Annotated in this window: 22 protein-coding genes and 1 tRNA gene; 8 read left to right on the plus strand and 15 right to left on the minus strand. The window is 62.0% G+C overall.

Going from position 1 to position 24,194, the window contains the following annotated elements:
* Positions 1-49: 49 nt before the first annotated feature.
* Positions 50-134, plus strand: a tRNA-Leu gene (locus RDW26_RS06450).
* Positions 135-263: 129 nt separating this feature from the next.
* Here RDW26_RS06450 and RDW26_RS06455 read toward each other — a convergent pair.
* The 7 genes from RDW26_RS06455 to RDW26_RS06485 all read right to left on the minus strand — a co-directional run bounded on the left by RDW26_RS06455 (position 264) and on the right by RDW26_RS06485 (position 7,301).
* Positions 264-1,235 (minus strand): Ppx/GppA phosphatase family protein, encoded by a 972-nt coding sequence (locus RDW26_RS06455; protein ID WP_307982960.1) that lies wholly within the window; start codon positions 1,233-1,235, stop codon positions 264-266.
* A gap of 18 nt (positions 1,236-1,253) precedes the next feature.
* On the minus strand, positions 1,254-2,240 hold the full coding sequence (locus RDW26_RS06460; RefSeq protein WP_307982961.1) for a septum formation initiator family protein: 987 nt from the start codon (positions 2,238-2,240) through the stop codon (positions 1,254-1,256).
* A 185-nt stretch (positions 2,241-2,425) separates the two neighbouring features.
* A complete protein-coding gene (locus tag RDW26_RS06465) occupies positions 2,426-2,806 on the minus strand; it encodes a metal-dependent transcriptional regulator (protein ID WP_307982962.1) in 381 nt (126 codons plus the stop codon).
* A gap of 655 nt (positions 2,807-3,461) precedes the next feature.
* Positions 3,462-3,680, minus strand: a complete 219-nt coding sequence (locus RDW26_RS06470) for a hypothetical protein (RefSeq protein ID WP_294416572.1) — start codon at positions 3,678-3,680, stop codon at positions 3,462-3,464.
* Positions 3,681-3,867: 187 nt separating this feature from the next.
* Positions 3,868-6,462 carry a ferrous iron transporter B gene (locus RDW26_RS06475; protein WP_307982963.1) on the minus strand — a complete coding sequence of 865 codons (2,595 nt, stop codon included), beginning with the start codon at positions 6,460-6,462 and terminating at the stop codon, positions 3,868-3,870.
* Positions 6,463-6,646: 184 nt separating this feature from the next.
* Positions 6,647-6,883: a FeoA family protein gene (locus RDW26_RS06480; protein WP_307982964.1), complete on the minus strand. Its 237-nt coding sequence runs from the start codon at positions 6,881-6,883 to the stop codon at positions 6,647-6,649.
* A gap of 127 nt (positions 6,884-7,010) precedes the next feature.
* Complete coding sequence (locus RDW26_RS06485) at positions 7,011-7,301, minus strand: FeoA family protein (RefSeq protein WP_307982965.1); 291 nt, start codon at positions 7,299-7,301, stop codon at positions 7,011-7,013.
* Positions 7,302-7,760: 459 nt separating this feature from the next.
* On the opposite strand from RDW26_RS06485, the gene thrC reads away from it, so the two are divergent.
* Entirely contained in the window at positions 7,761-9,317 is a 1,557-nt protein-coding gene (gene thrC, locus RDW26_RS06490; RefSeq protein ID WP_307982966.1) for a threonine synthase, read from the plus strand.
* A 32-nt stretch (positions 9,318-9,349) separates the two neighbouring features.
* A complete protein-coding gene (locus tag RDW26_RS06495; protein WP_307982967.1) occupies positions 9,350-9,700 on the plus strand; it encodes a LysR family transcriptional regulator in 351 nt (116 codons plus the stop codon).
* A 182-nt stretch (positions 9,701-9,882) separates the two neighbouring features.
* On the opposite strand, the gene RDW26_RS06500 is transcribed toward RDW26_RS06495, so the two are convergent.
* The 5 genes from RDW26_RS06500 to RDW26_RS06520 all read right to left on the minus strand — a co-directional run bounded on the left by RDW26_RS06500 (position 9,883) and on the right by RDW26_RS06520 (position 16,141).
* Complete coding sequence (locus RDW26_RS06500) at positions 9,883-12,192, minus strand: hypothetical protein (RefSeq protein ID WP_307982968.1); 2,310 nt, start codon at positions 12,190-12,192, stop codon at positions 9,883-9,885.
* Between the two features lie 331 nt (positions 12,193-12,523).
* Positions 12,524-13,171, minus strand: a complete 648-nt coding sequence (locus RDW26_RS06505) for a type II secretion system F family protein (protein WP_307982969.1) — start codon at positions 13,169-13,171, stop codon at positions 12,524-12,526.
* A gap of 305 nt (positions 13,172-13,476) precedes the next feature.
* Complete coding sequence (locus tag RDW26_RS06510) at positions 13,477-14,400, minus strand: type II secretion system F family protein (protein WP_307982970.1); 924 nt, start codon at positions 14,398-14,400, stop codon at positions 13,477-13,479.
* Positions 14,401-14,407: 7 nt separating this feature from the next.
* Complete coding sequence (locus RDW26_RS06515) at positions 14,408-14,812, minus strand: ATPase, T2SS/T4P/T4SS family (protein WP_307982971.1); 405 nt, start codon at positions 14,810-14,812, stop codon at positions 14,408-14,410.
* Between the two features lie 213 nt (positions 14,813-15,025).
* On the minus strand, positions 15,026-16,141 hold the full coding sequence (locus tag RDW26_RS06520) for a hypothetical protein (protein ID WP_307982972.1): 1,116 nt from the start codon (positions 16,139-16,141) through the stop codon (positions 15,026-15,028).
* A 127-nt stretch (positions 16,142-16,268) separates the two neighbouring features.
* Between RDW26_RS06520 and RDW26_RS06525 the strand changes: the two genes are divergently transcribed.
* The 5 genes from RDW26_RS06525 (at position 16,269) to RDW26_RS06545 (ending at position 21,141) form a co-directional block, all read left to right on the plus strand.
* Positions 16,269-16,517 carry a helix-turn-helix domain-containing protein gene (locus tag RDW26_RS06525; protein WP_298628619.1) on the plus strand — a complete coding sequence of 83 codons (249 nt, stop codon included), beginning with the start codon at positions 16,269-16,271 and terminating at the stop codon, positions 16,515-16,517.
* Positions 16,518-16,525: 8 nt separating this feature from the next.
* The gene (gene xerC, locus RDW26_RS06530; RefSeq protein ID WP_307982973.1) at positions 16,526-17,887 is read left to right on the plus strand and encodes a site-specific integrase; all 1,362 of its coding nucleotides are present in this window, start codon (positions 16,526-16,528) and stop codon (positions 17,885-17,887) included.
* Positions 17,888-17,991: 104 nt separating this feature from the next.
* Positions 17,992-19,800, plus strand: coding sequence for a type IV secretory system conjugative DNA transfer family protein (locus RDW26_RS06535; RefSeq protein WP_298628622.1), 1,809 nt, complete (start codon positions 17,992-17,994; stop codon positions 19,798-19,800).
* A complete protein-coding gene (locus RDW26_RS06540; protein WP_298628623.1) occupies positions 19,781-20,170 on the plus strand; it encodes a hypothetical protein in 390 nt (129 codons plus the stop codon). The genes RDW26_RS06535 and RDW26_RS06540 overlap by 20 nt, the downstream gene beginning before the upstream one ends.
* Positions 20,167-21,141: a relaxase/mobilization nuclease domain-containing protein gene (locus tag RDW26_RS06545; RefSeq protein ID WP_298628624.1), complete on the plus strand. Its 975-nt coding sequence runs from the start codon at positions 20,167-20,169 to the stop codon at positions 21,139-21,141. Before RDW26_RS06540 ends, RDW26_RS06545 begins: the two co-directional genes overlap by 4 nt.
* A gap of 103 nt (positions 21,142-21,244) precedes the next feature.
* Here RDW26_RS06545 and RDW26_RS06550 read toward each other — a convergent pair whose 3' ends face one another.
* From RDW26_RS06550 to RDW26_RS06560, 3 genes are all read right to left on the minus strand, one after another.
* Positions 21,245-21,502: a hypothetical protein gene (locus RDW26_RS06550; protein ID WP_298628626.1), complete on the minus strand. Its 258-nt coding sequence runs from the start codon at positions 21,500-21,502 to the stop codon at positions 21,245-21,247.
* An 816-nt stretch (positions 21,503-22,318) separates the two neighbouring features.
* Entirely contained in the window at positions 22,319-22,543 is a 225-nt protein-coding gene (locus RDW26_RS06555; RefSeq protein WP_298628628.1) for a hypothetical protein, read from the minus strand.
* Between the two features lie 246 nt (positions 22,544-22,789).
* A complete protein-coding gene (locus tag RDW26_RS06560) occupies positions 22,790-24,082 on the minus strand; it encodes a DNA/RNA non-specific endonuclease (RefSeq protein WP_298628629.1) in 1,293 nt (430 codons plus the stop codon).
* Between the last annotated feature and the right edge of the window lie 112 nt (positions 24,083-24,194).

Genomic DNA, 24,194 nt, shown 5'->3' on the forward strand with positions numbered 1-24,194 from the left:
CAAGACGTCCTCGCGGCTTTTTCTGATATGATGGTGGGCACGCTAACATGGGAGCGTGGCGGAATCGGCATACGCAGCGGACTTAAAATCCGCCGCCGCAAGGCTTGTGGGTTCGAATCCCACCGCTCCTACCATGCGGATACGGCAACGGCCCGGATCGGTTCACCGATTCGGGCCGTTTTAGCATGTTCACGCACGTCCGATGCATGCCGCGGGACCGCCCGCAAAGCGTCTACCCGCACCGTATTGCTTGGAAGGCGGGTCTATCCGAGCTTGGCCGCGTCCAGGATGATGCCGTGCAGGATATCCGTCTCGCTGACGGTGAACCCGTCCACGCCGACGGCATCCATGACCGCCTGCATGATGACCAGGCCCGCCACGATGACCGGCGCCCGGCCGGGATCCAAGCCCACGACCTGGCTGCGCCGTTCCAGGGGCATGGCAGCCAGCTCCGAGTACTGCCGATCGAGCTGCTGGCGCGTCACGTGCGCCTTATGCACCTTCGTCGAATCGTAGACCCGCATCCGGTCGCGCACCGCGACCACCGTGGTAGCCGTACCCGCGACCGCCACCAGGCGCTCAGGCGCCACGCCTGCCCTCCCAGCTTCCCCGAGATGCTCGGCAAGCTGTTGCGCTATCCATTCGCGCGCTGCTTCAAGCTCGGCGGGTATGGGAGGATCGGTGCGGATGAACTTCTCAGTGACGCGACGACATCCGATATCGAAGGAGTGCGCCCACGCCGGCGCTTGGCCCGCACGGCCCACCACCATCTCGGTGGAACCGCCGCCGATATCCACCACCATAAGGTCCTGACCAGGGAAATCGCACGATGCACCCGAAAACGACAGCCCCGCTTCCTTCCAGCCGGGGATGACCGAAAGGACGATGCCCAAGTCCGCCAGACGCCGCACGAACCCATCGGAGTTTCCTGCATCGCGCGATGCCGAGGTGGCGACCGCGATGGTCTTGGCGATGGGGGCGCCCTGCTCGGCAAGGCGGTCGCGCACGGCGCAATAGCCCCCTACCGTTTCGACGGTGCGGTCGATTGCGGCAGGCAAGAGCATGCCGGTGGCATCGACGCCTTCGCCAAGGTTGGTGATGGCGTATTCGCGATCCACCTCCTGGATGGCGCCCGCGGCGTCGACATCGGCCACGAGCATACGGCACGTGACCGTTCCGATGTCGATGGCGGCATAGCGCCCCGCGGCAAATCCTTGCGTGCGGCTTTCGGTCATGGCAACCCCCTTGCCTGCTTATTTGTAGCCGAACACCAGATCGAGCAGCGGCGAGTACCACGTATCGGGCGCCTGCACGCTATCGGAGGAGATGTTGGGCGTGATGTTGGAGCCCTGCTGCGTTTCCTCCAGGTTCAAACCGCGCACGTTGGCGGATTCCTCGCCTTTCTTCACCCAGCCGAGCTGCTCGTGGGCACGCTGCTCGACTCCCGCATCGGTTTGCAGGGAGTCGACGTCGGATTGCAGCGCTTGGTTGCGATCGACGAGCGCATCGTATTCGATGACCAGCTTGTCGTGGTCGCGCACGCTGCAATAGTAGCGCTGCGCGGTGGGATACAGGAACACCGTAGACATGACCAGGCATGCCGCCACGGCGGCACCGATCATGAAGTTGCGAGACCCCATGACGCCCATAAGGGCGTCTTTGGAGAAGCGCGCATGACGACGGTTGCGCGACGGCGCGGCCTCATCGGCCTGCATGCGCTGGGCACGACGCTGGCTTGCGCCCATCTGCCCTTTGTACACGGCTGCGCGCGGGGAATCGTCGCTCTCGGGCGCCTGCCCGCCGAACTGCTTCTCGAACGCGCGGCCGGCCTTGGCCTTGGCGCGGGCCTTCGCCTTGGCGCGTCGGCGATCGGCAGCCGTGATCCGACCCTCCTGCGGCTCTTCGGCACGCTCATCACGCTCTTGCGAGGAAACGCGAGAGGAACGGCGCAGCTCGGCGACGGCTTCGCCGCGCTTACGGGCGGAACGGGATGCGCCGCGGCGCTGCTGTGCAGGATGCCGCAAGGCCTCCTCGTCGAAATAAGGCTGCGCGAACGCGTCTTCGGAAAGATAGGACAGCAAAGGCGAGCTTTGACGGCGCGGGGCTTGCGAGGGACGCTGACCCGCGCGGGTGCGACCCGTCTGCGGGCGCTCCGCTCGATCGCGATGCTGATGTTCCGGGTAACGGGAACCGCCTCGCTTGACGTCGTCGAACGAGAGGATATGAGCTTGCCGTGACATGGATGACCGCCCCTTAGCGCATGTGGTTCGATTAAGTGTGTGATTTGATGCAAGAAGCATTCGGTAGGATAGCACATCGAGCGACGCCGCGCGGCCGGCGCCCAAGACGGAAAACCGCCCGTCTCCGAAGAGAAAACGGGCGGCTGGCATGCGGTTTAGCTTTAGCGATGGACGTCTTCGCGCCTTTAGAGGTCGAGCTTTTTAATATAAGCTCTCCATTTCTCGAACGAGTCGTCGCTGATGGCGTGCTCCATAAGGCAGGCTTCGTTTTCGGCAACGTCGGCAGGAATGCCCAGCTCCTTATGCAAGAACTTCGAGAGCATGCAGTGGCGCTCGTATATGGCGGTGCCATATACGAAACCAGCCTCGGTAAGGGTGACGTCGCCGTAATACGGCTGCTCGGCAAGCGCCTTCTCCTTCAGCGCGGTGACCGCCTTGTTCACAGAAGCCTTGGAAACGCCCATTTTGTTGGCGATGTCGACAGATCGGACGGACACCTCCGTGGTGCCCCCAAGCATTACGATGGCCTCAAGGTAATCCTCGTGCGATTTGGACATCTTCTCCATTGGGCCCTCCTTTCATAGTTGCCCTCATAGTACCACAGGGCGACAGCATAACGCCGAAAAGCGCATAGCTGCGCATTCTGGCTGCTCAAACGGCTTGTGAATTCGCGGGGAAACCCGAAGAGGAGAAAGTGGCCGACGAGGGTGGAGAGGGGGGGTATGGAACCCTCGTCGGCCTGCTGATACGGCGGGGCCAGACGAGAAGAGCCCTGCCGCCGGGTCAGCAAAAGAAAGAGAGGAGTCGAATGGCTTTTGCGAAGGGGGAAACGCTTGCCATCGACATTTGTCAGTATAGGGTAACTTTAGTAAACCGTCAATAACTTTTTGAGAAAAGTTTTCCTAAGCAATCTTCTCATTTTGCGCGCTTGATTCACGAGCCCACCCGAGCGTTTCGTTTGCGTTTGACACGGGTGCGGATGGGCTTCCCGTTGCCGGTTGATTCCCAAGCCCATCCGAACGCTTCCCAAGCGAACCTCCCCTGCCGCCCGGATATCGCGGGACGGCTGCGTCGCACGCTTCGCCTTCATATCGCGGAACGGCTGCGCCACATGCCCGGCTCTCCCCGACCGCAAGACCATCGAATACGCGAAGGGCCGGCATCAAGCCGGCCCCTTCCCTTGGTCGCATCTTCTATACCGCGGACGTGCACGCGGTTCGCCTATCTGCCGGACACGGCCTTGCCCATGTCGGCGGCCATGCGCGCCGCGGCGCTGCACCCCGTGCACCCGCCGCAGCCGCCCGAGCAACCGCGCGGGCTGTCGGCATGGCAGTCGCACATGCCTCGGCTCCACAGACGGCGCACCGCCCATACCGCCCATGCGACCACGATCAGCAGGACCGCCACGGTCGACAGGTTGAATTCCAAACCCAAGATCACGGTCTGACTCCTTCCCAACGCTGCGCACCGATGCCGGCGCGCGAAAAATGTTTCCCTTGGATAATACTACGAACGACAGCGGGACGCCACCCGAAGGCGGCGTCCCGCTTAAAGCAGCTCACGTCTTCGCAAAACCGTCATCGATGGTTTTCTGGCCCGATACCGGTCTTGCAAGATGGGCGCAGCGCTACTTCTCCTGCTTCTCCTCACGCTTGGGCATGGGGCGGAAGATCTGGAACAGCATGGCGGCTGCGATGACGATGGCCACCACGGTGAACACGTTGAACTCGACCTCGCCGGTCGCAAGGCCGACGAACTGGTAGAGCATGGTGCCCACGCACCAGGCGAAACCGCACAGGTAGCCGATGGTGATCCAGAACCACTTCGGGGAGTTCTGCTGCTGGCGGATGGTGCCCATAGCAGCGAAGCACGGAGCGCACAGCAGGTTGAACGCGCAGAAGGCGACGACGGCAGCGGTGGAACCGCCGAGCATCTGCAGGAAGCCGAACCACAGCTGCGGGTCAGCCTCGCCGTAATCGGCCAGCTGCGTGATGATGCCCACGGTAGCGACGACGTTCTCCTTGGCCACCAAGCCGGTGACGGCGGTCGCCGTAGCCTGCCAGTTATCGAAGCCCAGCGGCGCGAAGATCCAGGCAAGCAGGTTGCCCAAGCCGGCCATGAGGCTGTGCTCCATGTAGTCGGGGGCATCGGGGTCGAGCAGGCCGAAGCCCTCGCCCGCATCGCCGAAGTTCATGAGGAACCAGATGACGATGGTGGACAGGAAGATAATGGTACCTGCCTTGATGATGTAGCCCTTCACGCGCTCCCACATGGACAGCAGGATGGACTTCACCGTGGGCATATGGTACTCGGGCAGCTCCATGACGAACGGGGTTGCCTCGCCGGCGAACAGCTTGGTCTTCTTCAGCATGATGCCGGACAGGATGATAGCGATGACGCCCAAGAAGTAGAACATGGGGGCCACGTACCACGTTGCCGACGAGTCGCCGGATGCCAGCGCACCGAACACGAGCGCGATGATGGGCATCTTGGCGCCGCACGGGATCATCGTGGTGGTCATGATGGTCATGCGGCGGTCCATCTCGTTCTCGATGGTCTTGGTGGACATGACGGCAGGCACGCCGCAGCCGGAAGCGATGAGCATCGGGATGAACGATTTACCGGACAGGCCGAACTTGCGGAAGATGCGGTCCATGATGAACGCGACGCGGGACATGTAGCCGCACAGCTCCAGGATGCCCAGCAGCAGGAACAGGATGACCATCTGCGGGATGAAGCCGATGACGGCGCCGACGCCGGAGACGATGCCGTCGTTGACGAGGGACTGCAGCCACGGAGCGACATCGGCCGCTTCCATGGCATCGGCGATGATGGCGCCAAGACCCGGGATCCACAGGCCCCACGTGCCGTCGGCCGGATCGGGCTCCTCGACCTCAAGGGCCTTCTGGTAATCGGCGAACGTGATGGTCTGCTCCTCCACGTTGCCGTCCTCGTCCTCTACCTCCATAGAAGCCACGGCATGCGAGGTTTGCGCCTGCTCGTCGAAGTCGGCGACGATGGCCTGCGCCTCCTCGTATTCAGCCATGGCCTCCTCATATTCGGCCACGGCATCCGCATCGGCGTCGTCTTCGGGCGCCTCAGGCTCCTCGGCGGCTAAGGCGTCGAGCACTTCCTGCGATTCGTCGGAAGGCAGCTCGGATTCCTCGTCCTCGCCCAGAATGTTCTCGACATAGGCCACAACCTGGGAATGAGCGTCCTCGTATTCCTCGGTGGCCTCGTCGAACGCGGCGTTGCCGGTGTAGAGCCAGCCATCGCCGGAAATGCCGTCGTTGGCCCAGTCAGTCACCACGCCGCCGCCGACGGAAACCGCCAGCCAGTACACGAAGAACATGATGACGACGAAGATGGGCAGGCCCAGCCAGCGATTGGTGACCACGCGGTCGATCTTTTGCGAGGTGGTCAGGCCCGTGCGCGTGCGCTTGACGGTCTTGTCGACAACGTGGCTGATGGCATCGTAGCGCTCAGCGGTGATGATGGACTCGGCATCGTCGTCGAGCTTGTCCTCGATGGAGGTGCGGATGGCGGAGATGGCATCGAGGTCCGCCTGCGAAAGCTTGAGGTCGGCGATGGTCTTGTCCTCGGCCTCGAACAGCTTGATGGCATACCAACGGGCCGCGTTGGGGGCCACCTTGTCGCCGAGCACGCTCTCGATCTTGACGAGAGCCTCCTCGACGGCGGCGTCGAATTTCATCTGCGATGCAGGGGTTTTCTTGCTTCGAGCTGCGTCGATGGCGGCCTTGACAACATCCTCCATGCCGCGGCCCTTCAGCGCCGAGGTAGGAACGATGGGGCAGCCCAGCTCGCGGGAAAGACCGTCGACGTCGATCTTGTCGCCGTTCTTCTCCACCAGGTCCATCATGTTCAGCGCGATCACGACCGGAACGCCCAGATTCAGAATCTGGCTGGTCAGATACAGGTTGCGCTCAAGGTTGGTGGCGTCCACCAGGTTGATGACGGCGTCGGGGCCGCCTTCGAGCAGGTAATCGCGCGCCACGATTTCCTCGGGCGAGTACGGGGACAGCGAGTAGATGCCCGGCAAGTCCGTGATGGTCACGTCCTTGTCGCGCGTGTACTTGCCCTCCTTCTTCTCGACGGTGACGCCCGGCCAGTTGCCAACGTATTGGTTGGCACCCGTCAGGTCGTTGAACATCGTCGTCTTGCCGCAGTTCGGGTTGCCGGCAAGGGCAATGCAGATTCCCATGATCTACCTTTCTTGCGAATCGATTCGGCTTCTTGCGTTGTTTTGGGTTTCGTTGTTTTACATCGTCCCAGTTCAGAAGCCATTTTGAGTTAGTTATTGGTAACTCATTCCGGTAAAAAACGGCGCACTTGCGCCATTGCCCGTCGATTGCCGATACGCCGGCTTGCTACGCCGGCGCATCGCGCTAGTCGACGAGGATGCACTCCGCCTCGCTTTTGCGCAGCGACAGCTCGTAACCGCGGACCGTCACCTCGATGGGATCTCCAAGCGGCGCTACCTTGCGCACGTACACCCCGACGCCTTTCGTGATACCCATGTCCATGATGTGGCGCTTGAGCGCGCCTTCTCCGCTCAAGCGGCGCACCGTAGCAGATTCGCCGACCTGCACATCGCGCAGCGTTTTGCCCTGAGTCTCGGCCATCTAGCCCTATCCTCGCTTTCTTTTGTTCTTTTCCATGCCCGTATGACGGCGGTTGCAAGGCAACCGCACGAACGGCCGCAGCGCTATCCCGCTGCGGCCGGGTTCGCCTGTTGCAACGGCAGATCGGCTATGCCGTTGCCGCGGAGGTGATGATATGGGACGCCGCCTGGCGGCCGATGGCCACCTGGGCGCCTTTGACGGAGACGATCAGGTCGCCTGCAACGCCCGAGACCACCTTGATCTCGGCTCCTTCCACAAAGCCAAGGTTTTCCAAATGATGCTGCAGGTCGCCCTTCCCGCGCACTTTGACGACACGCGCGGACTCGCCCTCTTTCAGAAAGGAAAGCGGCATCTGCTGGACGGACACGCTCGAAGTTCGCGCGGCCTTCGCCGTAGCGCTCGCCATCGCAGTCTCCATGATGATCTCCCTTCATTTGTTAGACGCATACAACAGAAGGATGTTACCTCATAGTGACTTTTAATGGAAGCTTTGGGCAACTTTTTGTACGCTAAGGGTAATTTTTCAAAGTTTCACCACATTTACTTCGCAACGAGCAAAGCGCGGCCGAAGGCGCCGGGTACGCGGGCACGGAAAGCGTTCCGACTGCAAACCCGCTCTCCGCACCTTTCCTACCCGCATCCTTCGCTACCCGCATCCGCCGAAACTGTTCACAGGTATTTCCCGCACAGGCCGAAAACAGGTCTCCTACGGCTAGGCGACACGTGCCCCGGCGTCGAGCCCGTTTGCCGAGAACGCCGTTCGCCACCGTTTGTCTGAAGAACGGGAAAATCATCTTCCATCTGTACTTTCACAGGAATATTATGCGTACCGTGAATAATCCCCCCTTTTCGCAATGCCGAAGGAGGCGCCAAGCCCATGCAAGAGAATCGTTATATCGATACGCGAGGATGCGTCGACCAGCCCGTTGAATTCACCGAAGCCGTTATCAACGGCCTGGCAGATGGCGGCGGACTGTACGTTCCGCAGCATATCCCCGAGCTTACGCTCGATGAGATCTGCGAGTTGGCTCAGCTGCCCTATGCGCAGCGCGCAGCGCGCATCTACAAGGCCTTCGGCGTCGATCTTCCCGCTCAGGTGATCGACGAGCTGATGGCCCAGGCCTATGGCGACAACTTCGACGATGAGCGCATCTGCCCCATCACCTCCCTTGACGCCGACACCCACGTCCTCGAGCTGTGGCACGGCCCCACCAGCGCCTTCAAGGACATGGCGCTGCAGTGCCTGCCGCGCTTCTTCAGCGCATCGGCAGCCCAGCTGCGCGAGCAGGGCAAGCTCGACCACGACTTCCTTATCCTGGTGGCAACGTCGGGAGACACCGGCAAGGCCGCCCTCGAAGGCTTCCGCGACCTGCCCCATGTCTCTATCTCGGTCATGTATCCCGACGGCGGGGTGAGCGACATCCAGTACCGTCAGATGGCCACGCAGCGCGGATCCAACGTCAACGTGTGGGGCGTGCGCGGCAACTTCGACGACTGTCAGACGGGCGCTAAGAACGTGTTCGGCGACGCGACCTTCGCCGAGAAGCTGCTCTCCGAGCACGGCGTATCCCTTTCCAGCGCGAATTCCATCAACTGGGGCCGCCTGCTGCCGCAGGTGGTGTACTACGTGTCCGCCTACTCGCAGCTGGTCGCCGATGGCAAGCTCGCAGCTGGCGCGCCGCTTGACGTATGCGTGCCTACCGGCAACTTCGGCAACATCCTTGCCGCGTACTACGCCAAGCGCATGGGAGTGCCCATCGACATGCTGTACTGCGCCAGCAACGAGAACCGCGTGCTCACCGACTTCATCAACACCGGCACCTACGACGTGTCCGACCGCCCGTTCGTGCTGACTCCCTCCCCTTCCATGGACATCCTGGTCAGCTCTAACCTGGAGCGCCAGCTGTTCGAGCTGACGGGCCGCAACTCCGAAGCGATCGCCGGCTGGATGGCCGACCTGAAGCAGCAGCGCTGCTTCCGCGTGGACGAGGGCACGTTCAAGGCCGTTCGCGAGCACTTCGCCGCCGACAGCGTTGACAACGCCGAGTGCTTGCGCACCATCAAGGAAGTGCTCGACAAGCACGACTACCTGCTCGACCCGCATACCGCCGTGGCATATCGCGCCGCACAGAACCTGCGCGGCGAAAACCCCGTGCTCATCGCCAGCACCGCCCACTGGGCCAAGTTCGGCAACAACGTGTACCGCGCCCTGCACGATATACAACCCGGCCAGCCCCTGCCGGAAAACGTAGCCGCGCTTTCCGGCTGCGGCCTTAACGACCTGGTCGCTGACGAATCAGGCCACCACGACGTGCCGCGCGGCCTGGCGGAACTCGACGGTCTGCCCATCAGGTTCACCGAAGTCATCGACGGCACCACCAAGGATATCGAGAGCGCGACGGAGCGGTTTCTCGCTGACTTGGGCAACGAATAGCAGCACACACGAGGGGAACCGAAGGACCATTCATGAGCAAACTATCCAAGCTTAAACCGATCGTCAGGCTTTCCGTGGTCAACCCCGATACGGAAAGCAACTCGGTGTTCGGCCGCGGCATCGCCAGCCTGTGCATCGGCGTGCGCGACACCGGCTCCTTAAATGCCGCAGCCAAGAGCATGGGCATGGCATATAGCAAGGCATGGCGCATCATCAAGGACACAGAAGCAGCCCTTGACGTGCAGCTTCTTTACCGCGATGGCGCCCACGGAAGCCGACTGACCGAAGATTGCGAGCAAATCCTTGCCGCATACCAGGCCATCGAGGAGCAGCTTCAGGCGCAAGCCGAGGACAGCTTCGAGAAGCAGGTTGATAGCCAGTAGCCGATAGCCGCTCGCCCTGCGCATCATCTCGAGATTTTTCAACGAGAACGTGCAGGAAAGGCAAATCGGCCTTATCTCTCATTTTGCGGAGCGGCGCTACCGCGCACCTTATCAAGCGCCCAGCGCGCACCGCACCCCGGATCGAGCCGCCAACCGATGGCGGCTCGATCCGCATTCCACGCCTACGAGACCCAAATGCCCTCGTACCTTGGCAAGGCCCATCCAAGGTATGCCGTCATGGAGCACGTCACCTTCAGCTTCGGCGCCGGCGGCTGGGACGCCGAAGCATCGGCATATGCGCCGATAACGCCGACCGCCTCCCTTGCACGCCCCTCGGCCTCGTACCATACGCTGGGACGCCGCGAAAACGACAGCACCTCCCCGTAGGCCACCTCTTGCGCAGGCGGCAGCATGGATTCTCCGTCCACCTCGGCTTCAAGCTGCTTATCGGCGAAGCACCGCCGCTCAGAGAACAACTCCCGAGCCATATCCGTCAATGCATAGCGGACCTCGGCGATATTGTGCCCGAACAGATCCAACGTCGCCCCCTGCACCACCGTCCCATCCGCGAACGGAACGGTGCACGCGGCATCGACGAACCACCCCTCCACCTTCTCACACCCGGGTTTCAAGGCAATTGCGCGCGCATCGGAGGAGGCGCTGTACGAGGACGACTCGTCGACGCGTTCGGACCAGCAAGGCTCTCGTTCGCCATCCACGAAATAGCGCACCGTGGTGAAGGGGTTCACTACCTGCAACGGCTTTGAAACGGCGCATCCCAGATACGCGGCATGCAGGTATGCGGTAGTCGCGCGCACGATGCACGCCAGCCGCTTTCCCGCCAAATGCTCGCCGATCTGAAGCGTCCGCCCCGTCTCCTCAAGAAGCCCCGCTGGCACGATTCGGGCGCTTACGCCATGAAGCGGCATCCCGCCGCAGGATGCCTCCTGCCCGTCTTGGACCCACTCGGACCAGCTCCCATCCTTCCCGCACACGCGATAACGCACATGAAAGCGCAAAGCGGCATCCCTGCCGAGCTTTATGCTGAGACCCTGCGCCTCGGCCCCCTCTTGAGAGGCATCGCGCCACGCCCCGGACGAGACGATTTGCACGGCAAGCCCCAGCCCGCTTCCTTCGGCCGATAGGTTCAAAGCACGCAAAGCCCCAGCACGCCCGCGTGTTCCCACCACGTTCGCCGCCGGTTGCGCATCAAGCCACAGGCGCCCGCCGCCGAACGACACGCATGCGTGGCCCGTGACCTCGGGAATCTCGGAGACGGCTTCTCCCTGACCGTCATCGGCGAACCACAGGTATTCGTATCGAATGCCCTTCGCATCGGCCGATGCGCCTCCGGGCCTGAACGCGGTCCGGGGGTCGGGAACGCCAAGCGAAGCGCCCACGGCAACCGTCGAGCCGTCTGCAGCGCCCTCAAGGTCGAACAGGCCGCCGTCCTCCGTGCCGAAACGAGCATCTTCGAGATGCCACATATGCGATTCGTTGCCCCACTCCCCATCGGCATAGCCGTTCGAATGGAACTGCACGCGCGCGCCGTTTTCCTGCGAAGCCCCCACGCGATCGAGCGCCATGCCGGAGCAATCGCTGAAAAGCCATTGGCGCGGCCCTCGCCCATGCACCCACACCGCCTGCGCGCGATCGCCCCCCGCGCAATGCTGGAGCTCCGCCGCGCTTGCATCGAAACGCGGCCCGCCGCCAGCCTGGCCCAACGAAAGCGAGCCATCGCCGGCGCAAACGGGCACGAAGCGAAACGTTCCGGCAAAGCGCTCGTCTTCGTGCGCCACCGCTATCCAATGACGCCTCGTCGAGGACGCAGCGGCGAACACGCCGCACCCCTGGCCGGTCCGAGGCCCGTCGACGCCCAACTGCAGCGACGGCACCGTTGCCGGGGAGATGACGAGCACGCGACCGGCCCATTGCGCCTCGCTCGCAATGCCCACCCGCTTCGCACGCTGCTTAACCCACTTCGTGGAAAAGCCGATAGGGGGATCGTCGGCGCGCTGGTAGTACCAGTCCTTCCCATAGTAGTAATAGTTCCAAAACCACGACCTCAGCTGAAATCCATGCATCGCATCACGGTCGATGCGCCGAATCCAGACCGAATAATCCGATCCAGGATACTCGCGATAATCGGTCCACACATGGCAACCGTCTCTATGGATGCCCGCTCCTGCCTCATTGTCGATGACGACAACCTTCGATCCCTCTTCCACGCCCCCTTTAGGCGCACCGTCGACGGTGTGGAACAGGGTGAAACGCGTATCATCGCCCGAATCCGTGTGCCACAGGTTATACGAGGGATTCAGCTCGTTATAGCTTCCGCACGCTATCTCGAGCTTGCCCCTCATGTGGTAATACAGCTCCGTCGTGAAATCGCATGCCATGGTGATCTTGGTGGCCACCCTGATGAACTGCCGTGAGGAGATATCCCATTCAACCCAAGGCGTTTTCGCCGATACCTGCAAACCGGTGTACATATTCCCCGCCTGCTCAGCACCTGCCCCCGCCTGCACCGAACCGATTTCGCTCCAAAACCTGCTGGCATAACGCGCGCCATATCCGCGGAAAATCAAGGACCCGTCCCACCAAGGTTCATCGGCAAACGCCATTCGAGGGTTGTACATAATCAGTCCAACAGCGACCGCCCCTAAACCGAACACGAAACCACGGCGCGTGAGCACACGCCCATCCCCCGTTGACGCAGCGCCTGATGCGGGAACGCGGCGCCTTCGATTGCGCATCGCGATTTTACGTTTCTGCCTCACCATCGCCCCGCCCTTCCTTCCTGCGGCGCCCATCGAAACGACCTCAAGCCAGCCCACCTCCCAGAAACGCCAGCAGATCCACCACCGCGGGAACGAGCACCAGCAACGTGGTAGGCGGCAAAAAGCAAACGGACAGCACCACGTCAAGCTTTGTCGGCATCTTCCTGATATGTTCGAGCGCCGCCGCCTGTGCGCGCGAACGGGCAAGCGCGGCTTGATTGGCAAGCCCCTGCGCCACCGATGCGCCCTGTTCTATGGCCTGGGTCAGCTGAGCGGCGAACGCGGTGACCTCCTGGCTTGCGCAGCGCTGCGCAAGGTTCGAAAGCGCCTTCGCGCGAGAATGCCCCAGCAGGTTGACCTCTTGGTCCACCAGGCGGAACTCATCGGCAAGCGGACCGTTCAAACTCTCGGCAACCTGACGGAAGCACTGCTCCACCGGAGATCCGGCGGCTATCGCCACGCCAAGCAGCTCCATGGCGTCGGGCAATCCGGCATCGATGGCGGCGCGGCGCGCTTGGCGCTTCGATCGCAAATACAGCTGCAAGCCCCCGCAGCCCGCAAACCCCGCCCCGCAAACGACGAAGGCGAATACCGCCGGCGTCGCACGAAGCGCGATGCACGTCGCAACGGCGACGACCACGCAGCCCGAAACCGCGGCAAAGCATACGCAACGCCACGTTTCGGGCTCCAAAGCGATGCCCGCGCATCGAAGCCGTTCCCTTGACCGCTCCCGTTCCCTCATTGAAAGCGGGGCGAAATCCGCAAACGCCTCTACGGCACGCGACCACAAGCGAGCCGCGCCCGCATGGGCCCGATTCTTCGACGGACCGCCGGCTTGATCGGATCTTGCCCACGCCGGCATAAGCCCGCGCGCTTTCACCCCGGCCCAAGCGTTGAGCGCCTCGTAAACCGCCAACCCCGCAGCAATCGCCAGCAGGCAGATCGCGCAAAACGTCAGACCCTGCATGTATCACCCCCTAACCGGCGCGAGCGCGCCTAATACGAGAACCTTGTGATCCGACGGCACGCCGCAATACCCGCCACCTCCATGAGCGCAGCACCGGCAAGCACGGCCCACCCCAGCGGGTTTTCCCGATAGAACAGGGAGAACGCCGGGTTCGTGGCGAACACGAACGCGAAGATCGCGGGCATGGCGCACGCCACCACCACCGTGGCCATACGCGTTCCTGCAAGTTCGCTGCGCAGCTCCTGTTGCATGAGGGCACGGCCCTGGGCATGCTCCGCGATCAGATCGAGAACCGCGCCCATCGACCCGCCGAAACGCTGCTGGATGCGCATGGCCGACGCCAACGCCGCAACATCGGCGTCGCCTGTGCTCTGCGCCATACGGGCAAGGGCCTGCACCAACGGCATGCCATAGGAAACGCGCGCGAGCACCGCCATCAGCTCCGAGCGCAGCGGCTCCGGAGCATGGTCGGCCGAAACCCGCAGCGCGCGCTCAAGGGTCAGCGAGCTTTTCACGCTGGCCGACAGCTGAGGCACGAGCCGCACAAACTGCCGGGAAAGCAGCTCGCGCCGTTTCGCCCGCGCGCGCAGCACGTACAGCGCCGCGGCGATGGCAACCAGCCCCATACCCAGCATCGCACCGAGCGGGCCGCTTATCCGTATGCCGAAAAATGCAGCGAACGCGCCCACGGTGCCCAAGCACAGCGTCCATGAAACCGGAGACGCCTCGATGCCCGCATCGCGCAGCATCCTGCCGAGCGGTCCTTCGGCATCCGCCTTCGCCGACTCGGCATCGCGCCTGCCCAGTTCGTACAACGCCCGGTCCGACGCTCGGGCATCGCTTTCCTCGGCCCTTTGCCGCAACCTCAAGGACAGGGCGGTGCACGCCACCGCCGCTGCCGCAAAAAGCACGCCGAAGGCAAGCGCCCCGGAGAAGAATCCCTTCATAGCCATCGCCTTCCTACGACCCGAAAAACCAAGACGGATCGAACCTCACCCCTGCCGCGAGCATACGCTGCTTGATGCGCTGCGGCTGGACGCCGCACGCGCGCCAAGTTCCCGTGATGCGGCCGAACGCATCCACCCCGCGCGGCTCGAACCGGAACAGCTCGGCGCGGGGGATGACCGTCGAGCCCTCGGGCATCTGGTCGACCGCCACGATGCTGGTAACGCGCCGCCCTCCGTCGCGCATGCGCTCCACATGGACGATCAAACCCCCTGCAAGCGACTCCGCGATCTGCTGTACGATGACGTCACGGCCCAGATCGGCATTGGCGTAACCCACCATGGTGCGCAGACGGCTCAGCGCATTGCCCGGGTCGTTGGCATGCACGGTGGTCATCGAGCCGGGGTGGTCGGTCTGCATCGCCTGCAACAGCTAGTTATTCGATTGTGTAAGGAAAAGATTCTGAACTGGGGTTTCTCGTATTCTCGGAAGCTCGATCCGCTTCCCAACGGGACGGATAGCGGGAAACCCCCGCTAAACCCGTCCACGACCCAGAGCCTTGATTTCAAAGTTCAAGAAACAGCATACCAAAAACCCATCGAGAGTAAACTCCCGTCGGGTCTCAAAGGGACCTCAGCAGCCTCGGCCCAGCAAAGGGCCCTCGGACCCGAGGCGGTACAGGGCAGCCCCATACGGCGGTCGCTCCTTGCACTTCGCGGCATCCGGAAGCAAGAAGAAGCCCACACAGCACGTGTCGTCGGACAGGACCCTATCGAATCCCTCTTGGATGGAGGCGATCCTGTGTTCCACGCTTCTGCGAAGCGCGTTGTCCTTGACGAGGGCTGCAGCATCGTCGCAGAAGTAGACGAAGTGGGGAACGTCTGCCCCCATCGTCTCAACGACCACGGCGTCTTTGCACGTAGCGGCATCTTCTTGGTTGACCAGCACGAACTCCCTGGGTACGCGCACGTAGCCGCCGTCGGCAATCCCAACCTGCCTCATCTTGGCGCGAGAAGCGGAGGGCTCGTCTTCATCGATGCCCGCATCCCAGCGAGAAAGCAAGCGGTCCGCGACCTCTTGGAACTCGATTCGATGACGGGATTCGTCGCACCTCGGGAAACTGCACGCGTCAACAAGACCGGCAAGGAACCTGTAGGTAGGTCGAAAACCCCTGAGGACACGCCAGTTGTCCAGGATCAGCGTTGCGAAATAATACGGGGTGCCTGGATGGCTGCCGCCTTCCATGACGGGCACGAGCTCCCCCATGTCCCCGGCAGACTCCAACACATCGAACTTGATGTCGACGGGAGCTCCCTTCGCGGAATCCTCCACGCGCTGGACGAGCGCTCGCCAGCTCCTGCAAGATTCGGCCCTGTCAACCGGATGGGACGGCCACTGAGCCCCTTGCCACAGGATTATCTTGCTAAAGAACTCCACAAGTTCCCGCATCCCGGCGTACGCGGCTCTATCCCCGCTTCCCTTCGATACGTTCTCGCGGAAAATCTCGCCCATCGCCTGCACGACGCCGTAGTCCTCGCTCGTGCAGATGCGGTACACGTACTCGGCGGCCCTCTCGTTAGCGGGCAAAAGCGTACGCGCGAGGTGCTCGTTCATCTCGTCGGCAGCTGTAATCCCGTCCATCGCCGCAAGATCGAGGATCCTTCGGTCGACGAAGCGCTTGAAAGCCTTGTTTCTCAGGTAGAGCCTGATCTGCACGACCGGCCCCTTGGCCCCGATGAACCTGTTCACATTCACAGGCACCGTCCTTTCATCCTGGAAATTATTATAACTTTTGATTTTGTGGCTGGTCAATGTCCTTGCTATACTTATATCGGCCTTATGACAGCCTTGTTAATTTCGAGCAAAGGAGTTTGCGATGGAAAATCGGGCCGTCGTCGATGTAGAAGCCCTGCACAAGCTTGATCCCGAGAACGAGTATGTTGAAGCGCTCGCCCCATACCCCTACATGATGAGGGCAGACGACGTCGCCGAGTTTCTCGGCCAGACCAGGCAGGCGGTGACGGGCTTCCTGCGCGAAGGCACCCTGCGCGGCGTGAAAAGCGGGTCGACCTGGCGCGTGAGCAAATTCGCCCTCATCAAGTTTCTGAAGGAAAACGAGAACTAGGAGCAGCCTTGCAGGGCGATATCGATACCAGAGTTAGATGCGACAAACCGTATGATCTCGACGCCGCCGACAAAAGGCGGGGCAAGCCGAGGAGACGCAGGAAGGACTCGCGCTCGACGGCCTACGAGTTGACGATTCGCCTAAGCGAGCCGCAGCGCGAGGTCCTCGACGGCAAAAGGAAGTTCGTCAAAGTCGTTTACGCGGTCAACAAGAAGCACGACCTCGCACGCCAAGTCGCGGAGTTCGAGCAGGCGACAAGCAAGAAGATCGAGGCTGCGGCCAGCGAAAAGGGCCTCCCCATCGACGGCCAACCGGTCACCGTCGAGCACTTGGTCCTAGCCTACCTGAAATCAAGGGAGCCCGTTACGGTGTCGCAGTACGCGAAAGACAGCAGGGACCTTTTCGAGCGCTACATAAAGCCCACCATCGGCAAAATCCCGTTCGACGACCTGGAGCTGTCCGATATCCAGAATGCGCTCGACTCCATCCCCGAGCTTTCCCGCAGGCTCAACGAGCAGAAGCGCACCCGAGAAATCGAGAACAGGGCGCAGAAGGAGGCCCTCCGATCCGCCGGGAAGATCCCGTACGTAGGCAAGTACCCGGAGTTCAAGCCTGTGAAAGTCGCAGGCATGCCGACGATGCACAAGGCGCTGTGCCTGCTGAGGGAAGCAGGCAACTACGGTGTGGACATGGGGCTCGTGAAGGCGAACGCCGCCGCCAGCAAACGCCTTGCGAAGAGCTACCCCAGGAGCAAACCGAAAATCGACAACTGGACCGAGGACGAGGCGCGGCTGATCCATACAAATATCGCGAAGCTCCCCTTGAGCTGCCGTAAGGTCGAGTTCCAATTGCTCATGATGTGCGGCATGCGCCCTTGCGAGGTTCTCTCGCTCACGTTCGACGACATCACCATCAAAGACGGCGGCGGTTGGCTTCACGTCGTCAAAAGGACCAAAACGTCGAACGGGTACCGGACGATTCCCCTCGACCCCGAAACAGCGGCCCTGCTCGCATCTTGGAAGCAAAGCAGGGCAAAACTTGCCAAGGATAACGGGCTCGTCTTCACGGGCTCATGGCTCGTCTGCTGCGAAGACGGGCAGAAGACCGTCAGCAACACCCTCGTTTCCAGATGGCGAAGGTTTTTGAAAGAACTAGGCATCGAGCACCGACGCCCTTACTCGCTTCGCCATACGTTCGCCACGATGAACGCGCGCCTCAACGTGGACGCCAAGACCCTTTCCGGCCTCCTTGGGCACGCCAGCGCAGGCTTCACCTACCAGGTTTATGCAGGGTATCTCGAGTCTGCCGCCTTGCCGGTCACCTCGAACTACCTGGGCTTTCTCGATGACGAGATGGAAGCGGGGCAATGAACCTAATCGAGTCAATCGCAGAACTGTGGCGAGGCAACCGTGGCAAGATTCTCGTCTTTTCGCTAATTTGGCTATTAGCAACCTATCCGATTGCGGGACCGATCATGGCGGGCGCCAACCCCGTCAAGCTCCTGATATGCGCGCCCCCGGATCCGGGCGCTGCCATCGTCTACTATTCCGCACAGGCCTTTCAAGCCACAGCATCGCAGGGCGGAATCGTCAACCTTGCGGCCTACGGGACAGTCACTTTCGTCGTTATGTTCTACATCACGGCTGCGTATAGCTTTGATGCAAAGCGCGAGGTGAACGGGAGCGGCGACGCATGGGACGCGAAATCAGAGAAGAGCCAGGCAAAAATCGAGAAAGCCTGCCCTGCGTGGACACCTGGCAGACCCGGTAAACCGGGGTTTGTCGTCGGGTTCCGCAAGGGCAGGTATCTCGTAAGCCCGTGCACGCACCTTCTCACGTGCGCCTTCACCGGTTCGGGCAAGTCGAGGAGGCTGATAAGCGCCGCCGCCGCCAACATCGCGTCCGGCGGCGGGAATCTCGTGATCACCGACCCCAGCGGCGAGCTGCACTGCCACCTGGCACCATTTTTCGAACGCTGCGGCATGGAAGTCTTGTACGTCGACCTGGTGAACCCCTTCAGAGGGGCGCGGGTCAACCTGCTGGCACCCCTGCTCGCCCTCAACGCCGAAGGGCTCTCGTACCTGGTCTCCGACAAGGCCTCGGAAATCGGCACAGCCTTCTACCCGTCTACGGGCGGCAAGGAAGACTCGTTCACCCAGCCGTGCGCAGGCCTTTTCGCCGCGATCTGCTACATCGTTGCCACAGATGACGGCATCCCAGAAAAAGAGAAGAACCTCTGGTCGGTTGCGAAGACGCTGATCAACGGCACCCTTGAGAACGAGGGTGCGGCCCTTAAACGCTACCTGCTCGCCAGAGGAGCTGACGACCCGGCCACCACGCTAGCGGCCACCTTCATGACCGCTGAGAAGGAGTACCTATCGTCCATCCTCGGCACGCTGCACAACGGGCTCAGGCCCTTCGTCACAGAAGGCATGCGCTACCTGTTGAGCGGCGACGATGCCAACATACCAACGTTGACGTCGAGGCACGCCGCGCTCATCGTCCGTACCGCTAAGCCAGGCGCGCCGGCCAACAAGGTAGCGAGCCTGCTCATCGACATGGTTTACGCACAGCTCGAGAAGAGCGGCGAGAGGCGCGGCACCGGCAGGGAGACGTATTTCCTTATCGACGAGATGCACTCAATCCCCCGCTTTTCAGCGGTGCTCATATCGGAGCAGGGACGCAAGTACGGCGCTCACCTGGGCATATACGCGCAGGGTCTGAACGGGCTCGACCAGTACTCGACACCCATCGAGGACGGCAAGCGCGCGATCATAGCGAACTGCACGGGCAAACTCATGGTGTCGTGCGGCGACAAGGACGACGCCAAATGGTGGTCCGAGCTGTCGGGCGAGCGCCTCTCCAAGTTCAGGAACGAGGGAACCAGCAAGCAGTTCGGGCTGTTCGGCAACGGGTCCGCCAGCGAAGGCTACTCGGAGTCGAGGGTGCCCGTGTGGACCGTCAACGACGTGATGCGCAGGGATCCGGAGAAGGACGGCATGCTTCTGTGGCAAAAGACCGGCAACCCTTCAGAAAGCGGGCTTTTCGAGCCCAAGCTCGGCCCCGACCCGAGCGCCACACCGCTTGCGGACCTGCTGGGAACGTTCGGTTCGCGGGATTTCGAGGCACGCCTATTCAAGGAGCATGCAGACGAGCTCGACCGTAAGGCGGCGAATGCGCGCCGCGAGGAACCCGTGCCGGCCTGGACGCCGGACTTCAGCGCAAACGCCGAAACCGACAGCAAAGAGCACAAGGAGGATTTCGATGACTTCTTCGGCTTTTGATGACGGCAAAAAGCCGCGTGCCCGCAAGCAAAGCAGCACCCGGAAAACCGAACGGCTCGAAACGCGCCTGACCGAAAAGGAGAAGCGGACTGTTGAGGCCATGGCGGCGAACGCTGGCATGAGCGCATCCGCCTACGTGCGCGCCGCCGCGCTCGGGAACGGCTACGATCCGCCGCAGGTCGATGCGAAGCAGCTCAACGAGCTCCTGCACCAGGTGAAGAAGCTGGGGACGAACATGAACCAGATAGCGTACCGCCTGAACAGGAGCGACATCGTATCAAGCGATGAGATCATGGCTGCGCTCAATCGTCACAAGGAAGCCGCGCGCGGCCTCGAGCAGCTGATCGACGATGCGAGGGGGCCGAGGTGATCGTCAAGCCACAGACGTTTAAGCGCGGCGGCAGGTTCTCGACCGCTCGGGAAAGGGCCGAGTACCTGCAGAAGGACGGCCGAGAGCTCGGCGTCGCCACCCAAAACGTCAACGACGAGGCAAAGTGGTGGAACGAGCTCGACCGCACCACCGACCGCTACCACCTCAGAGGTGACGTCGTTGCCAGGGAGTTCGTCCTTTCGCCGTCGCCCGAAGACAACGTGACGCCCGAGCAGATGCTCAAATTCGGGCGCGAATGGGCTTCGAAGTGCTTCCCCGACCACGAGGCGGCGATTATTGTCCACGATGACAGCACCGAAAGGCTCGCACGCGGCGAAAACGGGATAGTTCACGCCCACGTCTACGTGAACGCGCCAAACCTTGAAACAGGTAGGAAGATGAAACTAGCGAACGCGGACGTGCGCAGAAACCACGATGTGGCACAGGACATGTGCAAGCAGCGGGGTTGGAACGAGCAGCAGCGTTATTACGATACCGAAGGGAAGAAGGTGAACAGGCTGACCACGAAGCGCACCGACTTCGAGCGACGCCCCGCACGCGAGCGCTCGGCACGCTACAAGACGTCAACCCCTTCGGCCGAGCGCCAGCGCGAGCGCCTGAAGGCCTTCGAGCGTTCGCGCCTAGCGGCGAAGGGGCTTGGCTACAGGGAGTACCGCGAGGCCATGTCAGGCCGCAAGCTCGACAAGACGGCGATACGCAGGGCGCTGAAGGAGTCGGCTGACGCGGCGGCTGCAAACGGCACGACGCTAAAGGAAGAGCTCGCCTCTCGCGGCGTGCGCATGGCGCACGCCGCCAACGGAGATTTCAAGTACGCGCGCGAAGGGAGCAAGCTCTACTTCAAGGGTGCGACCCTGGGCAAGGCGTTCGCGCGCGATGCGCTCGGGAGGTCGATATCCCTGGGAAGGCAAGCAATCGATGAGCAGACGCAAACGCGCGGCCTTGGCCACTAAAGCAAAGCGTCGCTCCTCCCCGGGAGAACGGATTGGGGTCCCTTTTCGTTTCGAACTCCCCCCGAAGGAGCTGCGCCGCAATTTGCGGCGCAGCGTTTTGACGTCAGCGCGACAACGCCGCATCGCCTAGCTTCCATTCCTCGCCGTACTCCGCCACGTAGCAGAGGAACTCGCTGAACTCGCACGGGTGCAATTTCTTCGTGCAAACCTCGCCGTCGAAAACGGCGAAGCCGTCCGCCCTGGCTTTCGCGGCCTTCGCGTTCCACCAAGCGATGTAGTCATAGGCCGTTGCGAAGTCCTTGCGGGTCTTGATGCCCCTCTCGCGCTTAGCCTTCTCGAAACGCTGGATCCTGCTCAACATAGTGCCGCTTCCTTTCTCCTCGTTCCCGCCCTGCCCGAGCAAGTTGCGCTTGGGCTTTGGCGCTGCACTTGCGCCATGCCCTGCGCGGCTTCGCTCGGCTTGCCCGAGCCGCACCCCCTCGGCAGCGCGGGTCAAGGACGAAGGCGAAGAAGTTGCAGGAAAGTTTTACGAGATGCGCAGCATGGAGGAAAAGTTTCCTGGAAGTTGTTCGCCGCCTTGACGCGCATAGCCTGTCGAGGGTGCACCGGGGTCGCAAAGGGTTGGGTCCTACGCGTGCAGGAGCGGCCGCAAGAAGATTCCGAACACCCAGCAAAACGCCCCGGGTAAGGGCCCCGGGGCGTTTTGCTGGGTGTTCCCCGAACGGTCGCGAAGTCGACCGTTCGGCCCGTTTCGCCGCCCCTCGGCGGCGAAACCCAGGTGACTTTGTACGTACAAAGTCGATCCTGGCATACCCGAAGCAAGGCGTAGGGTATCGCAACCGCGGCTGAGGCGCGGCGAGCGAGAACGCGACCCGAAGGAGCGTTCGGGCGTTGCCGCGCCGACCCGCGGTTGCAGCCGGGTATCCGGCGACACGGCGACGTCACCAGAGCCGTTCGCCGGGGCCCGGCGGCGTGAGCGGAGCACGCAGTGATGCCGACCTATGGGAGGCATCGAACGGAGCGCGTAGCGAGAGCTCAGGCGCAATGAAGGCGACCTATGGGGAGCCTTCGAATGGAGCCGGAGCGGGCCCCGCCGCCCAGAAGCGGCGGGGCGTCGGACGCAAGGCCGACAACGCATGAAGCGAAGCGAATGCATCGGGCGCTAGCCCGATAACGGCTAGCTATCGGAATTGTCGTCAGCAAGGTCTAGGCCAGCAAAATCGGTGATGCCCTCGAGGTCGGAAACGATAGCCTCGCTTGCCGCGAGCAGCACCGTCAAGCCCTCCCGACCAGGCGGGCAGCAATCCGCCCCACAGACGACGGCCTCCAGCAGCTGTTTAAGGCCGCGAGCCTTTTCAAGCGCATCCTCAACGATGTCGATAGCGAGTTTGTTGTTCTCCATGGACACACCTCCTCGTTTTGCATGCATACCAATCAGCGCCGAAAAGGCCCCAGCCGTATTCACTGGGCTTAAAGCAAGATCTCAGCTTCAGCAAGCATGGGTCCATCGACGCGTTGCATATTGCTATGCGGGGTTCGATGACTCGAGCCAGCCCCTTCGCAAGCATGTCGATTTGTCATGATTTCATTAAGACGGCGTGCTCGATCACGGTTGCGCGCCAGGCGAGTTGCAAAGATTGGCTAGGAATCAAGGATTGCACTTTTGGCACGGCTCGTAACCTTGGGCCAAGAGGTCGGAGCGGGTGGACTCCACGTCTTGGCGGTTGGCGGCCTTCATTTTGTTGACCGAAGAGCAGCCGGGAACGTGGAACTTCTTCGTGTTGGTGTTGAGGACGTACGATTTCACCTGCGCAGACGATGCGTCTGATGCCGCAGAGCCGGCATTAGACGAGCCTTCGGACCCAGATGCCGATGACTCGCCGGCTGCGGGGAGCAGCGGGGTTTCCTCCGAGTTGCCGTCGACGTAATCGATAGTGATGCCGGGCTGAGCATTGTACGCCCACACGCAGAACTGCAGACCCGCGCCCTCGTCCTCTACCGAGCGCGCCTCCATGAGCACGCCGCGCGCGACGAGGTCGTCGTCGAGAAACATCGGCGTCACGCGGTAAAGGACGTGGTTGCCGGTTGACTTGACGTATGCGGCCACGTCGTCCTCGTACTTGAGCATGCCGTCGACGTTCATGAATCGCGTGCCCGTGATGAGGTTGTTGATGTTGGAGTTCTCATCGGTCAGCTGCCAACCGATGAGGTGGCAGCGATTGTAAAGATACTTGCCCGAAACGGATTCGTATTTAACCGTGTGCCAGCCGGTCGGCTTTATCTGGCCGATCTCGCCGCGCTCCTCCCCCTCGGCGGGCATGGTCTCCTTGCCCACCGATGCGGAAGCGACCGTGCAGCGGGCCAGACGGTCCTGCTCGCCGTAGTGCTCATAGCCCGGGTTGTCCTTGGCGTACTGGACGTCATCGGCGGTGAAGTAGGGAACGTTTCCGTTCATCTGCACCGACGCGGTGCCGTCGAATGCGGGAACCTGGGAGTAGTCGAACGACGCGGCCGCAGGCGTCGCAGCGGCAGGCTGTTCGGTTTGCTTTTCGGGCGTTTCCTGCTTGGATTGCGATTGATCAGGTTCGGGGTTTGCCGGCTGCTCGACTGAGGGTGTTTGCGGCTCATCGACCGTATCGGACTGCTTCGTCGAGCTGCTGCCGCCGACGGCTCCGATAAGACAGAGGCTTACGAAGGCGCACAGCACGCCGGCGGCGATTTTTCGCGCGAGAGGCGGCATGGACATGCCGGCCTTGACGAGCTTGCTGTCGGGCGACGAAGCAACGAGCTTGCGCCAGCCATAGCGTATGAGAAACCACAGGCCAACGCCGGCGGCAACGCACGCGACGAACGCGAGGGCCGCGATTGCGAAGGAAATGACGATTAACGCTAGAAACGCGTATAGGCAACCTTTTCCAATTCCCACTTTTCCCTTTGCCATACCGGCTCCCTTTCCTTGGTTAGTTGCAAGTAATTTTGAAATACGAGTTAGCTACCGGCTTATATGAGAGCTTTTTTGTCAAGCAGGGAATAAAGGGGCGACCCTCCTTCTG

Source organism: uncultured Senegalimassilia sp., assembly GCF_902464545.1.
Classification (GTDB): domain Bacteria; phylum Actinomycetota; class Coriobacteriia; order Coriobacteriales; family Eggerthellaceae; genus Senegalimassilia.